At 51.6% G+C, this 16,831-nt stretch carries 12 protein-coding genes; 7 read left to right on the top strand and 5 right to left on the bottom strand.

The annotated features are described in order from the left end of the window. The first annotated feature begins 2 nt into the window (after positions 1–2). From BUB27_RS15705 to lipA, 7 genes are all read left to right on the top strand, one after another. Positions 3–2,336 (top strand): arylsulfatase, encoded by a 2,334-nt coding sequence (locus BUB27_RS15705; RefSeq protein ID WP_343124701.1) that lies wholly within the window; start codon positions 3–5, stop codon positions 2,334–2,336. A 101-nt stretch (positions 2,337–2,437) separates the two neighbouring features. Next, positions 2,438–3,982 (top strand): arylsulfatase, encoded by a 1,545-nt coding sequence (locus tag BUB27_RS15710; protein ID WP_343124702.1) that lies wholly within the window; start codon positions 2,438–2,440, stop codon positions 3,980–3,982. 165 nt (positions 3,983–4,147) lie between these two features. Then, positions 4,148–5,698, top strand: a complete 1,551-nt coding sequence (locus BUB27_RS15715; protein WP_200797151.1) for a sulfatase-like hydrolase/transferase — start codon at positions 4,148–4,150, stop codon at positions 5,696–5,698. An 81-nt stretch (positions 5,699–5,779) separates the two neighbouring features. Further along, positions 5,780–6,742: an HAD family hydrolase gene (locus tag BUB27_RS15720; RefSeq protein WP_200797138.1), complete on the top strand. Its 963-nt coding sequence runs from the start codon at positions 5,780–5,782 to the stop codon at positions 6,740–6,742. 91 nt (positions 6,743–6,833) lie between these two features. After that, positions 6,834–7,784, top strand: a complete 951-nt coding sequence (locus BUB27_RS15725) for an SgcJ/EcaC family oxidoreductase (RefSeq protein ID WP_159435006.1) — start codon at positions 6,834–6,836, stop codon at positions 7,782–7,784. A 2-nt stretch (positions 7,785–7,786) separates the two neighbouring features. Further along, positions 7,787–9,352, top strand: coding sequence for a hypothetical protein (locus BUB27_RS15730; protein ID WP_143184816.1), 1,566 nt, complete (start codon positions 7,787–7,789; stop codon positions 9,350–9,352). Between the two features lie 255 nt (positions 9,353–9,607). Next, positions 9,608–10,609: a lipoyl synthase gene (lipA, locus tag BUB27_RS15735; RefSeq protein ID WP_234991771.1), complete on the top strand. Its 1,002-nt coding sequence runs from the start codon at positions 9,608–9,610 to the stop codon at positions 10,607–10,609. Between the two features lie 55 nt (positions 10,610–10,664). On the opposite strand, the gene BUB27_RS15740 is transcribed toward lipA, so the two are convergent. From BUB27_RS15740 to ccoG, 5 genes are all read right to left on the bottom strand, one after another. Continuing rightward, complete coding sequence (locus BUB27_RS15740) at positions 10,665–10,979, bottom strand: hypothetical protein (RefSeq protein ID WP_143184818.1); 315 nt, start codon at positions 10,977–10,979, stop codon at positions 10,665–10,667. A 17-nt stretch (positions 10,980–10,996) separates the two neighbouring features. Beyond that, positions 10,997–11,902 (bottom strand): helix-turn-helix domain-containing protein, encoded by a 906-nt coding sequence (locus BUB27_RS15745; RefSeq protein WP_159435007.1) that lies wholly within the window; start codon positions 11,900–11,902, stop codon positions 10,997–10,999. Positions 11,903–11,951: 49 nt separating this feature from the next. Further along, positions 11,952–14,303: a heavy metal translocating P-type ATPase gene (locus BUB27_RS15750; RefSeq protein ID WP_143184820.1), complete on the bottom strand. Its 2,352-nt coding sequence runs from the start codon at positions 14,301–14,303 to the stop codon at positions 11,952–11,954. 17 nt (positions 14,304–14,320) lie between these two features. After that, on the bottom strand, positions 14,321–15,061 hold the full coding sequence (locus BUB27_RS15755; RefSeq protein ID WP_143184821.1) for a sulfite exporter TauE/SafE family protein: 741 nt from the start codon (positions 15,059–15,061) through the stop codon (positions 14,321–14,323). Positions 15,062–15,266: 205 nt separating this feature from the next. Further along, positions 15,267–16,697 (bottom strand): cytochrome c oxidase accessory protein CcoG, encoded by a 1,431-nt coding sequence (ccoG, locus tag BUB27_RS15760; RefSeq protein WP_159435008.1) that lies wholly within the window; start codon positions 16,695–16,697, stop codon positions 15,267–15,269. Positions 16,698–16,831 lie beyond the last annotated feature (134 nt).

The following is a 16,831-nucleotide window of genomic DNA, read 5'->3' on the forward strand; positions in this document are numbered from 1 at the left end:
CGATGAAAACTCTCTGTGGCGTACTAGTCTTCTGTGGCTTTACCTCTGCAGGACATGCAGAAGAGCCGGACCGCACGAAGATTCCTCTGGAACTTCCAGAGTTTAAAGGAAAGATCGGCAAGACTTATAAGGAGTCTGAGGCTGCTTGGCAGAATCCGGTGCCAGCTCCCGAGGGCGCGCCGAATGTGATCATCATTCTGTTGGATGACGTGGGCTTTGGACAGGTGTCAACTTTCGGTGGTCTTATCCCGACACCGAATCTGGACAAGCTGGCCTCCGAGGGGTTGCGCTATAATCGCTTTCACACCACCGCCATTTGTGGCCCATCCCGTGCAGCCCTTCTCACGGGAAGGAATCACCATAGCTGTGGCAATGGCTTCCTGATGGAGTGGGCCACTGGGTTTCCAAGCTACTCTACCATGCTGCCCAAGAGCACAGCTACAGCAGGCGAAATCCTGAAGTGCAACGGCTACACTACCTGGTGGTACGGTAAGAACCATAACACCCCTGACTGGGAAACGACGGTGGCAGGTCCATTTGACCGATGGCCGACGGGCATGGGCTTTGACTATTTCTACGGTTTTAATGCTGGAGAAACTCACCAGTTCTATCCGGTTATTTTTGAAAACACCGTAGCGGTAGAGCCTGATAAGTCGCCAGAAGAGGGCTATCACTTCATGACGGACATGACTGACCGTGCAATCGCTCGCATGAAATTTTCAAAGTCAGTGGCTCCTAACAAACCCTTCTTCATGTATTTTGCCCCGGGTGCGATGCACGCACCTCACCATGTGACCAAAGAGTGGAGGGATAAGTTCAAGGGGAAGTTCGATATGGGCTGGGACAAGTACCGTGAGATCGTTTTTGAAAATCAGAAGAAGATGGGAATCATCCCTGCGGATACGAAGCTCACTGTGCGTCCGGAATGGGTGCCAGCATGGGATAGTCTGAATGCCGATCAGAAGAAGCTTTATGCGGCACTCTTTGAGAACTTCGCGGGCTATTTTGCCTTTACTGATTATGAGGTAGGAAGGTTGTTAGATGCGGTGAAAGAGTTGCCAGATGCTGACAATACGATGATCATTTATATTGCCGGGGACAACGGCGCTTCATCGGAAGGGGGGCCTGACGGTACGTTGAATGAGATCAAAAACCTGAATGGTATTAATACGCCGATTGAGGAGATACTGCCTCATCTGGATAAGCTGGGAGGTCCCGAGTCTGAACCCCATTATCCCGTAGGCTGGGCGTGGGCTGGAAATACACCCTTCCAGTGGGTAAAACAGGTGGCGTCTCATCTCGGAGGTACCCGCAACCCGATGGTCATTAGCTGGCCGGCCAAGATCAAGCATGATGACAAACCGCGCGATGCCTTCCTCCACCTGGTGGATGTTCTGCCGACCGTGCTTGAGGCAGCTAATATTCCGATGCCTGATACTGTTAATGGTATCAAGCAGAAGCCTCTGGAAGGGAAGTCCTTCCTGGCTAGCTTTGAAAATTCATCATTCAAAGGGCGGAGTGAGCAGTACTTCGAGGTCTTTAGTAACCGTTCTATATATGAGGGCGGTTGGAAGGCGAATGCACAGCATACCTTCCCATGGCGTCAGGACTATGCCCCAGGAAATTGGGACAAGGACAAGTGGGAACTCTACAATTTGAACGAGGATTTCTCCGAGGCTAACGATCTAGCAGCTAAGAATCCCGAGAAGCTTGAAGAGCTTAAGCGAAAGTTTGAGGAAGCTGCTGAGAGATACGCCATCTACCCACTGGATGATCGAGGGGCAGCGCGTCTTGCCATTCCTAAACCTCCGGTGCCTGGTGCTGTAGAGGGAGGGGATACCTACGTGTATTATGCGGGAGCCACAAGGATAGCAGAGCCTGCTGCACCTCCTATGAAGAACAACTCATGGACGTTGACAGCAAAGATAAAAACTACAGGTGAGAAGACCGAGGGTGTCATCATGGGCTTCGGTGGTGTCGCTGCCGGCATTGCACTCTATGTTGAGGATGGAATCCCAATCTTTGATTACAACTATTTCGAGGAGCACACCATTGTGAAAGGGAAGGAGGCATTGCCTGAAGGAGAAGTGACCGTGGAGGTGAACTTCGAGTACTTGGGCAAGAAAGACGAAGCTGGTAAGGGGGCTAATATAGCCCTGAGTGTGAACGGTGAGAAGGTAGCAGAAGGAAAAATGGAAGCCACAGTCGGAGGCCGATTCGGGATTGATACCTTCGGTATTGGCGAAGATAGCGGTCAGCCTGTGAATCTTAAGTACAAGCCCCCTTTCAAGTTCAACGGTGAGATCGAAAAAGTCGTCATCAAGATCAAAAAATAAAACCAAGTTTACCGAACAAAACCCCAACTATGAAACTAAAACAGACACTAAACATCAGTGCGAGAAGCCTGTGGAGCGTAGCTCTCTGCAGCGGGCTCGCGATGAGCGCTATCGCTCAGGAGGACTCAGGCAATTCGAAGAAACCCAATATCCTGGTGATATGGGGGGATGACATTGGCTGGCAGAACGTGAGTGCCTATGGCATGGGTTCCATGGGCTACACCACCCCGAACATCGATAGTATCGGGATGCAGGGTATCCGCTTCACCGATCACTATGCTCAACCATCCTGTACGGCGGGGCGTGCGGCCTTTATCACAGGACAGTACCCGATCCGTTCCGGTATGACCACCGTAGGTCAACCTGGTGATGCACTCGGGTTACAGGCGGCATCACCCTGTTTGGCTGAGGTGCTGAAGAAGCAAGGCTATGCTACTGGGCATTTTGGTAAAAACCACCTTGGTGACCGCAATGAGCACCTTCCCACGGCTCATGGCTTTGATGAGTTCTTTGGCAATCTCTACCACTTGAATACTCAGGAGGAGGCCGAACAGCGCGACTACCAGAATTTTGGTAAGGCGTACTCGGGCAGTCTGGAGGAGTACGAGAAGAAGTTTGGTACCCGCGGAGTGATCCATTCCTTCGCAACCGATACTGAGGATGCCACGGAGCATCCGCGCTTCGGCAAGGTAGGAAAACAGAAGATCGAGGATACGGGGCCACTGACTCAGGAAAGAATGAAAAACTTCGATGCTGGTGAAGTGATTCCTAAGGCCCAAGACTTCATCAAGAGAGCGAAGGAGGAGGACAAACCCTTCTTTGTCTGGCTAAACACCAGCCGGATGCACCTCTATACGCGTCTTGATGACAAGTGGAGATATGCTGCGGAGAGCTATACCTCTGAAGCCGATGTGCATGGATCTGGCATGCTTCAGCATGACCATGACATCGGACTGGTTCTCAAGTTCCTCAAGGATAACGGACTCGATGAGAATACCATCATCTGGTACTCCACTGACAATGGTCCAGAGCATTCTTCTTGGCCGCATGGGGCGACAACTCCTTTTCGTGGTGAGAAAATGACAACCTATGAGGGTGGTGTACGCGTACTCTCCATGCTCAGATGGCCAGGGGTGATCAAGCCTGGTCAAAAACTGAATGGCATCCAAGGCCACCAGGATATGTTCACCAGCCTTGCAGCAGCAGCTGGGGTGGAGGATGTGGCCAAGCAGGTGATGGAGGAGAAGAAGCAGTACATCGATGGGGTAAATAATCTACCTTACTGGAAAGGTGAGATCGATCATTCTAACAGGGATCATATTTTTCACTACTACGAGAGTAAGCTCACTGCCGTGCGGATGGGACCTTGGAAGTTTCACTTCTCGACCAAGGAAGACTATTACGCCAACGTAGTGCCTCGGACCGTGCCGCTGGTCTTTAACATCCGGATGGATCCTTTCGAGTCCTACAGTGACAAGGAGTCCTATGGGCATTTGATGCAGAAAGTCTCTTGGCTGATCCAGCCAATGGGTGAGCTGATGGCTGCCCACTTGAAGTCCCTGAAAGACTATCCTCCAGTACAAGGGGGCAAGAGCTTTGACATGTCCAATGTGGTGGACGAGTTCATCAAGAAATCCAAACAATAGACAGATTGTGCAAGAGCCGGGGGAACTCCCCCCCGGCTTTTTTGTCCTCATACACCTCACGCAGATTTTTCTCCCTAAGCAAACCCCTACATTATGAAAATACAGCGAAGAATAAGAAAAAATGCGAAGTGTCTGTGGAGCCTAGCTCTCTGGACAGGTCTCGCTATGAGCCTTGGCGCTCAAAACGACAATGATGCTAATGCGTCTAACAACGGAAAGAAACCAAACATCCTAGTCATCTGGGGTGATGATATAGGTACCTGGAACGTCAGTCACAACAACCGGGGCATGATGGGCTACAAGACTCCGAATATCGACCGGATTGCCAAGGAGGGGGTGGCCTTTACTGATTATTATGGCCAGCAGTCATGTACAGCAGGACGAGCCGCCTTTGTCGGGGGCACGGTTCCCGTGCGTTCTGGCATGACGAAGGTGGGTCTACCTGGTGCCAAGGAAGGTTGGCAGGAGAAGGATATTACCGTAGCTGGTGTGATGAAGTCGCTAGGATACTCGACAGGTCAGTTCGGTAAGAACCACTTCGGTGACCGGGACGAGCATTTGCCTACCAATCATGGCTTTGACGAGTTTTTCGGTAATCTCTATCACTTGAATGCCGAGGAAGAGCCTGAGCACCGTGATTATCCAAAGGATATGAAGCTACCGAATGGGAAGACCTTCATGGAGCAGTTTGGGCCTCGTGGTGTCCTCAAGTGCAAGGTGAAAGCCGACGGAACTCAAGAGATCGAGAATACGGGGCAGTTGACCAAGAAACGCATGGAAACTGTGGATGAGGAAACGCTTGCTGCCGCAAAAGACTTCATCAAGAGGCAGCATGAGGCCGGGAAGCCATTCTTTTGCTGGTGGAACGGTACCCGGATGCACTTCCGCACTCATGTGAAGGAAGAGCATAAGGGGCTATCTGGTAAGAGTGGTGATGAATATCACGATGGAATGGTAGAGCACGACATGCACGTGGGACAGCTACTGGATCTCTTGGATGAGCTGGGCATTGCAGACAATACGCTTGTCTACTATTCCACGGATAACGGCCCGCACTACAATACCTGGCCAGATGCAGGTACGACCCCATTTCGTAGTGAGAAGAACTCCAACTGGGAAGGTGCCTACCGTGTGCCTGCCTTTGTGCGCTGGCCAGGCAAGTTCCCAGCAGGGACGACACTCAATGGCATTGTAGCCCATGAAGACTGGATGCCGACCTTCGCTGCCGCAGCTGGTAAGACTGACTTGAAAGAAGACCTTTTAGATGGCTATAAGGCGATCAATCGTGACTACAAGCAGCATCTAGATGGCTATAACATGATAGACTATCTATCAGGGAAAGCTGACAAGTCTCCGCGCCGTGAGTTCTGGTATTTCAATGATGATGGAAAGCTTGTTGCGATCCGCATGGATGACTGGAAAGCGGTGTTCTATGAAAACCGAGGCAAGGCCTTTGGTGTCTGGATGGAACCGTTTACTGAGATGCGTGTGCCGTTGATTTTCAACTTGAGACGAGATCCGTTTGAGAAGGCGCAGCATAATGCCAACGTCTATTACGACTGGGTGCTGGATCATGCCTTTATTCTGGTGCCGATGCAGGCAGCAGCTCAGCAGTTTGCGAAATCCTTCGTGGATTATCCACCAAGCCAGAAACCTGGTTCTTTCAATCTCGATGGTGTGGTCGAGAAGCTGAAAGAAGGTTCAGGTGCTCGATGAGGAGTTCCGCGAAATGGCTATAACTGAGAGCCGGGGCTGTCCCCGGCTCTTACCATCTCAGATCGAACATGGAGACAGATTATGAAACTGCTATTAATGTATACTTTGCTTGTCGGTATTCTTTTTGGAGCCGACCCCTTGCCCTCCTGGAATGATGGCCCATCGAAGAAGGCCATCACCGACTTTGTAGAGAAGGTCACGAAAGACGGGAGTGCCGACTTTGTAAAAGCCGAAGACCGTGTGGCGGTCTTTGATAATGATGGAACCCTGTGGTCTGAGCAGCCGCTTTATTTTCAGGCGTTCTTTGCGATGGATCGGCTGAAAGCGATGGCGCCCGACCACCCCGAGTGGAAGGAGACCGAGCCTTATGCCTCACTGATGAAAGGTGATGTGAAAGCGGCTGCAGAAGTAGGCAAGGAGAAGGTGCTAAAAGCTTTGATGGATTCTCACGGTGGTGCCACCCAAGAGGAGTTTGATCGTATAGCCAGAGAATGGTTGAAGACCGCTAAGCATCCGAAAACAGGGAAGCTCTTCACTGAGATGGTTTTTCAACCGATGTTAGAGTTGCTAGAGTATCTGAGAGCGAATGGCTTCAAGACCTACATCGTATCCGGTGGAGGTATCGAATTTATCCGCGCCTTTGCACAGGAGGTGTACGGTATCCCTCCAGAGCAAGTGGTAGGTACTGTGGGCGATCTGAAATATGAAGTGAAGGATGGTAAGCCCATGCTCGTACGCAGTGGTAAGGCCGTCTTTATTGATGATGGACCGGGTAAGCCAGTCGGTATACAGCGATTCATCGGCAAGCGTCCTATTATGGCTTTTGGAAATTCTGATGGGGATTTCCAGATGCTGGAGTGGACTACCTCAGGTGAGGGGCCGCGCTTTGCCGGTATCGTTCATCACACCGATGAGGAACGTGAGTGGAAGTATGATCGTGATTCTCATATTGGAAAATTAGATCGAGGACTCACTGAAGGGCCCCAGCGGAAATGGACGATCATCGACATGAAAACGGAGTGGAGTCGTATCTATCCTGAATAGTGATTCGTTTGAATTTAGATCAGACTGTAGTAGAGTTATGGGCTGCATTTTTTGTAGCCGTGTCGTTTTAAACCAAACCCCAAATCAGTTTATGAAGAACTCTCTTTTAGGTAGCTGTTGTGCTTCGGTGCTAAGCTGTGGTCGTCACTTGCTATTGGTATCCTTGTTTGCGCTGACAAGCAGTTTGAGTCCCGCCCAGCAAGATTCGGCTGCGGAGCTAGCTGCCAAATGTATACAAAAATATACGGACGTTTGGCACAAGCATGATCCTGCGGTCATCGCTGCCATGTACACAGAGGACGCCCGTTTTGAAAATGAGCATGGTGAGGTCATACAGGGGCGGGAGGCCATTCAGAAGGTGATTGCTGATTCAGTCGCTGGAGACCAAGGAGCTGAGTTAGTGGTGCACATTGAATCTGCGCGTTCCTTAGGAAAGGATGTCTTATTGGTTCGCGGAACGACAAGCGTGACGAAGGATGAGAGTGTCAGCGAGAGTGAATTTTCGGCAACGATGCTGAAGACGGGGGAGCAGTGGTTGATTGCTGACGTCATAGAGCGAGCGCTGGTAGAAGTTACAGAGGCTGAATCTCAGCTGGCCAATCTAGCGGCCTTAGTGGGAACTTGGAGGCCAGTGAGTGATAGCTCCCAATTTGAGACCCAAGTCACCATGTCTCTGAACGGTAGGTTTCTCACGCGTAAAACGAAAAGCCTGGATGAAGCGAATCCGTTCACGAGTGTGGAAATCATCGGCTATGATCCCGTGAATAATCATCTGAAGTCTTGGTTCTTTGATTCCGAGGGAGGATTTGGAGAAGGTTTTTGGAGAGAGGACGAAGACAAGTGGGTGGTGCACCGGGATGTGACCATGCCTGATGGTGGCAAGTTCTCGAGTGAGTATCGTTTGTCTTGGGAGGATATGGATCACTTGATCGTGGAGACTGTGAGTAAATCTCTCAATGGTCAGGTGCTGCCTAATACCAAGGCTTTCAAAATGATGAGAGCAGGAAGCGAAAATGACGATTTGAAACTAAGCGAGGAGTAATCATGAAAACGCGAATTTTACTAACAGTACTTCTGATGTTCAGCTTTGTGGTGCCGTTGGAAGCCGTCGGAATAAACCGTGGCGGCAAGGGCAGTAAGGGGGGGCATGCTTCCCGTCAGGCATCCAAGCCGAAGCCTTCAAACAAGGGACACTACAGGCCGCAGACTAGACCTGCTTCCAAGCCTGCATCACGTCCATCTAAGCCAGCTGCGAGACCTGCGCCAAAACCCTCTAAGCCAAGTGCGCGTCCTGCAACCAGACCCTCAGCGAAACCAGCAACGAGGCCAAGTGCCAAACCATCACCTAAGCCCAGCACAAGACCGGCTGGAAAACCTGCTACCAAGCCAAGTACGCGTCCTGACAAGAAGCCAGACAAACCTGATATCGGGAATCGTCCGGACAAACCCACGACTCGTCCGGGGAAAGTTCCTGATAAAAAACCGGGTAAGCCAGACCGCCCAGATATTGGCGACCGTCCTGGCCGTCCCGATGTAGGTGACCGCCCAAGCCGTCCAGGTTTTGGAGGTGGAAACAAAGTGCCAGAGCCTCCGGGCAAGAAGCCCAGACCTCCAAGGCCGGAGTGGGATAAGCCGCACAAAGACAAAGACCACAAGTATACCAAGGATACGGTGAACTGGATGTCGAACAACCGGGATACGGTGAACAAATTTGATCGAGATCGTGATCGTCGCTGGAAGGACATTGATGATCACTGGAGGGATCGCGATTGGCATAAGCACTGGGGTGACCGTGATTACCGCGATTGGCGCAGAGACATGTGGCATTATCGCGGAGATCGATGTCGTGAGGTTTGGTATCACAACAGGCATCACCATTATCATGACCACTTCTTTAACGTTCACTGGTGGGGGAGCTGCTATTGGTATCCCAGACCTATTGTCTACCATCATTGCTCGCCGTGGTGGTGGTGGAGACCCGTAGTATGGGGTACAATGGGCTATTTCTTCGGACAAGCCTTGAGCCCGGATCCGATCATCTATGACCCCGGAACGACGGTAGTCTACGAAGGCGATACGATATACATCAATGGTGAGTCGGCCGGGAATGCAGATGAATACAGGCGGGAGACGATTGCGCTCGCTAACCCTGAGCTGGAGGAGACCCCGATGCCCGGGCCACCTGAATTGGCGGAAGACGCCAGTGAAGAAGAAATTGCGGCTGCCAATGATTCAGAAAAACCAACAGGTGACTGGTTGCCTGTCGGGGTCTGGGCTCTCACTCAGCAAGAGCAGGGGGACGCCACGATGTTCTTGCAACTCTCCATCGACAAAGAAGGTGTCGTCGCCGGTGCTTACAAGAATGTGATGACGGGGGACGAACAACCTGTTGCTGGTCAGGTCGACTTCAAATCCCAGCGTGTGGCCTGGCATGTCGGTGAGGCTACCCAGACGGTGTATGAAACAGGCCTGTCCAATCTTGAGAATGATGTGGCCAGTGTTTTCGTGCATTTCGGGGAAAGCCAGACTCAAACCTGGCTACTGGTGCGTATGCCTTCCCCTGAGATGCCAGGAGAGACGGTAAAACTACCTGAGGTTACCGATAAATAGAGTGGAATACACCCTTGTTTTGAGACGGGCACCTCGACTCATGAGGTGCCTAAATCGTATGAATGGCTTCGTAGGTCCTCTAAATGGTCGGGAGTTTCGATACCTTATTGAATCAGTACGATAGCCCAAGTGCTTGATAATAGAATGCATAAGGGAAACTATGCATATCCTGAATTCAGGGTGATTTTGCGCTTTCGTTTCTGAAAATCCGTGATTACGTTCCGCCCCATGAGTTGCGCAGGCCCAAGAATGAAGATGGATCCCACCTTGCACACGGACAAAAAGCCGTCCTGGATCAAGGTACGTTTGCCCAATAACCCTGTGTTCTGGGACACCAAATCGATGGTGAAGGATCTCAATCTCGTGACCGTCTGTGAAGAAGCTCAATGCCCGAACCGCTGGGAATGCTGGGGACACGGTACCGCGACATTCATGATCGCTGGTGACAAGTGCACCCGTGCATGCGGCTTCTGTGCTGTGAAGACAGCCAGACCTGATCCACTAGAGGATGACGAGCCTCAGCGTGTTGCCGAGGCAACCAAGCGAATGGGCCTGAAGCACGTGGTGATTACCGCAGTGGCCCGTGATGATCTCAAGGATGGCGGTGCCGAGCACTTCCAGCGCGTTATTCAAGAAGTGCGCTCTGTCAATCCAGGCATCATCATCGAGGTGCTGGTACCTGACTTCAATGACCGTGACTGGGCTCTGGAGAAGGTGATGGTGGCTCGCCCACACATCTTCAACCACAACCTCGAGACGGTCGAGCGTCTTACTCCGCTGGTACGTAGCCGAGCGAAGTACTGGAGATCTCTCGCCGTTCTCAAGAAGGCTCACGAGATGGTCGAGGGCAAGGTAGCCGTAAAGAGCGGTCTGATGCTTGGTCTTGGGGAAACCCAGGAAGAGGTAGAGAAAGCCATGGATGATCTACTCGATCACAATGTTACCGTACTCACCCTCGGTCAGTATCTCAGACCAACACCTAGACACCTTCCGGTGGTGGAGTACATCAAGCCTGAGCAGTTCGACAAATACAAGGAGATCGCCCTAGCGAAAGGATTCCGCCATGTAGCGAGTGGTCCACTCGTTCGTAGTTCCTACCACGCGGCTGATTTCCGCCCAGAACTTGATGTGGTGGATGACATTGAAGCGGCACTTCGCGGAACTTCTGATTTGGAGCTCAAGCCCAGTGATCTGCCGATCCCAGGTGCCAGAGCGGACGTCTTCCAGTCCACTCTCAACCAAGAAAAAGGCGAGTAGTCCTTACCCGCCTTCCTAAAATTTTAATGTTGGTAATGAGCGCGAGAGATCGCGCTCATTCTACTTTACTGGCTGCGGCTAGGTACTTGTTGACGAGATCTTCTTCGCGCTTGGAAAGACCCGCATTCCACGCCATGCCGGGTACGACAACATGCCACTCTTCAGAGGAAATGTAGTTCGGAACGCGTTGCTCATGGCATTGAGAGCAATGCTTGAGGAAGATCGCGTGACCTTCACCCAATTCGTTAATCGGGGTGCCTGATTTTTCTGCCATGCTGGCTGATGGCGCGAATTGATCAGCAGGTTTATTCACGGTACATGCCGTCAGCAAAGCAATACCCGCGAGCGCAGAGATGATGAGTTTCTTCATTCGATTGGGTTTTGGGATTAAGCCTCCGTGAGGGCGGCTTGTTGTTGTTTGAATTCTGAAGGGGAGAGGCCGACATACCTCTGGAAAGAGCGGTTGAACTGTGAGAGGGACTGGAATCCGGTCGCATAGGCGATCTCGATGATCTTGGTGTCCTCATTCTTTGTCAGCAGTTTCTTTGCACGTTCTACCCGGTGGCGGTTGACGTATTCGATGATAGTCAGGCCAGTGGATTTCTTGAACTGCTTACAGAGGTAGCTGGAGGTGATATTGACTCTCTCGGCAAGCGTATCCAGACAGATTTTCTCCGCCAAATGCTCTTGGATGTAGGCTTTGGTGGAGTCGATGATGTCATGCTGGTGGTTGCACTTGCTGTGCAAGTGGGCAGCGAGATCGGAGAGCTGAAGAGCAAAGGCACCCAGCAGGGTAATTTGTGAATTGTAGTCCTTTCTCGTGAAGACCTTGGACTCCTGATAGAGGTTGTCTATTTTCTTGCCGCTAGAGGGTGGCAGTTGCTTCTTCACTTCGGCGAGAAATGAGGCTTCTGTCTCGCGGTCATCCACGCGAACCAGCCCGGATCGAAGGTAAGCCACGATTTTACCCTTCACATTCACCGGTATCAGTGTGGTGGTGATGTTCGCATCGCAGGAAGAAGTCAGGGCCTGGTGGTTGATGCGCTTGGAAAGCTGCAGTACGAAATCGTAGCAACGGTTTTCACAGACCTTTTGTTCCAATAGGTAGGAGCAGAACTTATTCTGGCACCGGCTCATCTCGTTCTCCGGGGTGCATCCTGTATCTGCGTGAATCAGTGAGAGGGTCTGGTTGGTGACTTGTTCGAATGCCTTTCGGTACACGGCAAACAGATCAGACTTCAGCAAAGCGAAGTAGATACTATCACGATCTATGTGCTCTTGAACATTATTCACAGACACTCCTTTAAGTTCTATTTGGAAATTACAAGCTACCATGGTCGGGTTAATTCGCAATGCAAGCAAAGCTTTGTTTGTTCGGATTATTTCTAGTGACGATTAGGATACTTAGGATAGAGCTCAGAGGCATGATGATTGCAGCGATCAGGGGAGACATGAGTCCTGAAATGCAAAATCCCAGTACGACGGCGTTGTAGAGCAGGGTGTAAGCGATGAGTTGTTTTTTGAGTCTGTTCCTCCAGCGGGACAAAAGAATGAGTTTGGGGAGAAAGCTCATGGTTTCATCGGTAAAAAGGAAATCCACGTTAGCCGTGAGCATGTTGATATTGGCAAAGGGGGCACCACTCAGGGTGGCTATGCGCATGGCGGGCAAATCATTGATGCCGTCACCCAGGTAAAGGGAGTGGTCGGTCCTCTCTATGGCTGCCACAGCGGCTTCTTTCTCATGGGGAAGAAGGCTGCCGTAGTATTCTTCGATATTTAGCTCTTGGGCGAGCTTGGCGACCCGTGACTCACTGTCACCAGAGAGAATCACGGGTTTATGCGGAAGCATCTGGTCGATCTTTCCAATGGAAGTTGGGGCTGACGCTCTGGCAGATTCCTCAAAGGTAAAGATTGCGATGTCCTCTCCGTTTTTGGTGAGACTGCAGCTGAGGTCATTCTTGGAAACCTGTTCTTCTGAAGGCCTGCCCAGAGAATACAAGTCTCCTGAGGCCGCATGGAGCGTGATGCACTTGCCAGGGATTTCTTCCAGTCTACCTGGCATATCTGGATGAATCATGCCCTCGGTGATCATGGAAGAGAACAGGGAACGGCTGAGTGGGTGGAGCGAGGCTCTGCTGAGCGTATAGACGGCTTGTTGGTCTTCCTGACTTAAGGCTTCCAGAGCGTAGGTACTTTTCAGTGTGGGTTTGTCCGGAGTGAGGGTGCCGGTTTTATCAAAGATGACTTTGCTGACTTTGCCGACGGCCTCCCAGAAGTCATCGGCAATCGGGAAGATGCCTTGGTCATGAGCCACACGGCTGCTTCGGTTATTGAGTAAGGGCAAGGCCAGACCGATGCCGCAGGGGCAGGAGACAACATAGATGGAGATCAAAACCTGAAGGGATTTGATCCAGTCTCCGGTAAAAACCATCCAGGAACCCGAGGCGAGGATGCCGATAAAGAGAATGGCCAGTAGATAGGTCTGAATGGCCTTTTGCTGGAACTTCCTGTCCTCGCTGCTTTGGTCGTCCGGGGTGAGCTGACAGAGCTTGGAAATACCTGAATCTGCCGATGTGGCTTTGGTGGTTTCTACCGTAATCGCTGTAGATGTCTGGTTGATGGCACCAGCAGGAATGGCATCAGTATGGTGATAGATCTTAGAGGTAGGCTCTCCCGTAATCCAAGCAAGTGAGAGGTCTGCTGATTTGGCGATCAGGCGTGAGTCTGCTGGTACAACCACTCCGGGTGGAATGATCAGGCGTGTGTGCTTGGGGATGTTTTCGGTAGGGATCAGTTCATTGTCTGTATCCGTGTAGTGCTCAGGGATGGTATTGTCCGTCTGGAAACGGTTCTTGGCGCGATTCAGGGAGGTAATCTGGATTTGCTTTCCCAGCAGCATGAGGAAGGTGAAGATGGCAACAAAGTCGAAGTAGAAGAGCTGCTCATGACTGGCCGCCCAGCCGATCAGTGAACCGATGTAGGCGAGGATGAGCCCCAGGGAAATGGGCAAGTCCATGTGTACGCCACCGGTTTTCAGCGCCTGCCAGGAACGTTTGAAGAAATAGGAGCCGCCAATCAGCAGAGCCAAGGTACTCGAGGCAATGGCGATTAGAGTGAGTAGCCCGGAGAGATCATCGCTGGTTTCCATGCCCGTGTAGCGAGGCAGAGTAAAAGCCATGGTGTTCATGGCCAGAGCTCCGCAGATTCCCAAGCGAATTACTAAACCGGATGAAGTTCCCTGAGTGCCGAGTTTGTTAGGCAAGATGTCGTAGCCTAGTTTATGTAGTTCGTCGGCGAAATCGCAGAGATTGGCCTTTGCCGGGATCAGAGTTACTTCAAGAGAGCCATGTGTATTGTCCGCGATGGTCTCGATGATGCCTTCCTGCTTTTTGGCAACGGTCTCGACGAGCCACACGCAGGCCATGCAGGACATGCCAGAGAGTCCCAGTTTGATATCGAGCGGCTTGTCTGGGTCACCATCGCCCAATGCTCGGTCAACGGTGTCTTGGAGCCATTTCCAGTCCCTTTGCTGGAAGGGTCTTTCACGTAGGGGTGAGAGGGAATCCTTCCCTTTGAGCTCATAGAAAACCCCGAGTCCTCCTTGATGGATGAGTTCGTAGACGGATTCACAACCACGACAGCAAAAGTCATGGTTGGATGGAGCGGGAGATGAGCAATGGAGACAGTTGGACACCGTGATGTGAGAGTGAGTTATTGACCGTTGCAGCAGCCGGGGAGCTCTTCGATGGTTTTTTCCGGGGTGGCTTCTGAGGCGGGCTGATCCTTGGCTTGCGTCGTCTCAACAAAGGGAAGCGTCCCTTGTAGCCTGACTAAGAGGATGATGGTGACCGCCACGAGGAAGGTGGATCTCAGTGGATTACGCCAAGGAGCAGGGATGATCTTGGTGATGAGCCTGGTAGAAGACTGGGCTGCCCAGAGCAGGGGAATTGTCCCCAGTGCGAAACAGAAAGCTAACAGGGCACCCGTGATGGGAGATCCACTCAGCAAGCATACTCCAAAAATCAGGTAGAGAGGGGTGCAGGGTAGGCAAGGAGAGATGAGCCCCAGCAAACCTCCAGCTATTCCGGCTGGTTTGTTCTGTGCCCAGAACTTGGCTTTGTAATAGGGGCGAGCCAGGAAGTTTAAGCGAGGCAGCTGGAATAATTTGGGAAAGGCGGTGACGATGAGAAAAGGAATCATCATCCACGGCAAGATTGCTGCCGGTGAGTGGAAGAAATAAGCCAAGGGTTGCTTGCCAATCAAACCCGCTAAAGAACCAATGAGAGTGTAGGAAACCAATCTGCCGAAGTGGTAGGAGAAGGTTTCGAGTAGAGCGTGCTCTCGGTTCTTTGCTTTGCTGGTGACCGCGCAGGCCAGAGGGCCGCACATGCCGACGCAGTGTAAGCTGGTGGCTAAGCCGGCGCTGAGCGCCGCTATGGAGGTCATTTCCATGGATTATAAGGGCATCTGTAGTAGGGCGACTACCATGAGGGCTATGCCTACTGCCATGATGGCAAACTGTGTGAAGAGGATGGTGTTTGTTCTCATTGTTAGACTGATTTGGATAACATGATGATGAACACCCAAGCGGCGATCAGAATCAGGTGCATGAGGATGACCCAGAACCAGAGGGATTTGTAAAAGTGCTTGATGCTCATCATTCAGGATTGGTTGTTTCTTGTTTTTCGTTGAGGCTGTCTTTGTAAAGGGTGGCAGCTGGTCCTAAGAATCGGGCAGTCAGTTCAGATTGGGTGCCGTCTTCAGAGGTGACTTCGATAAAGATATCAGCGGAACCTTTGTATTGGTCGACTGGTGAAAACACGGTGAAGGTCACGGTGTCTTTCTGCAGAGGTCCCAAGGTAATGGTGTTGGTTCCAGCGGAGAGTTCGAATCCAGGGCTGTTGATCAACTTGTAGGTATAGGTGATGTCCTGGTTTCTCTTGTTGGTGAGTTTGATCTGGTACTGGTTTCTCACCCCTTGCTCATTTGCGGTATACGTGGTGCCCATGACTCTGGTGATTCCGGCGTGGAAGGGCTTTGCTTTAGAGACAAAGACTGCGCCCAAGACACCTAGGCCAATTGCGGTGAAGATCATGTAAAGGAAGAGGCGGGGACGCAGGATCTTGCGCTTACCGGTAGAGATGCCAGCCGACGAATCATAGCGGACCAGGCCTTTCGGGCGATTGACCTTGGTCATGATCTCGTTACAGGCGTCCACACAGGCGGAGCAAGCCACACATTCGAGCTGGAGGCCGTTGCGGATGTCGATTCCTGTGGGACAGACATTGACGCAACGTCGGCAGTCGATGCAGTCACCGAGTTTCTTGTCCGCATCCTTGGTCATCTTGCCGCGTGGTTCACCACGGTTGTAGTCGTAAAATACGGTGACTGTTTGGTCGTCTGTCAGCGCGGACTGGAAGCGGCCATAAGGGCAGAGAATGATGCAGAATTGTTCCCTGAACCAGCCGAAGCAGAAGGTGAAAATACCGGTGAAGGCGAGGATGAATAAAAACTCAGTGATGTGCTCAGCCGGTCCGTCGGTGATGTTACTCCAGACTCCGGGTATGGAGATGAAGTAGGAAAGGAAGACGTGTGCCAGGATGAAGGAGACGAGTACGTAGAAGGACCATTTAATAGCGCGCTTGATGAACTTGGTCTTGTTCATGGGGGCCTCGTCTAGACGACGGCGCTTGGGGGCGTCACCGTCGACGAAACGTTCGATGCGGCGATAGAGATGCTCTAGGAAAACGGTGTAGGGACAGAACCAGCCACACCAGACTCGGCCTACGATGGAACTCAGCACAAAGAGCGTAAAGGCGAGTCCTGAGATGATGAAAAAGAGTACCCAGAAGTCCTGGGTGAAGAGAGTCAGCCCCATGAAGTGGAACTGACGCTTGTCGAGATCGAGAAATACAGCCGGGTACCCATTGATCTTTATCCACGGCAAGAGGATGTAGATGAGGATGAGTACCCAGGCTGTTAGCCTACGTCTCAGCGTGAAGGAACCTTTTACATCCGCAGGGTGGATGTTGTACTTTGACCCGTCTTGGTTGATAGTGGTGACGGTATCTAGATTTGGCTTCTTCACGATTGAGTCTATTTGGGTGGTTCAGGGGCTGATTCTTTTTCTGGGGAGGTTTTCTTGAGCTTGGCGCGTTCAGCGCAGTGCTTGCAGGCGGTGCATTTGTCTTTGCAGGGCTCTTTCTTTCGGTTCGGATCTGG

Source organism: Rubritalea squalenifaciens DSM 18772 (genome assembly GCF_900141815.1).
GTDB classification, from domain to species: Bacteria; Verrucomicrobiota; Verrucomicrobiia; order Verrucomicrobiales; family Akkermansiaceae; genus Rubritalea; species Rubritalea squalenifaciens.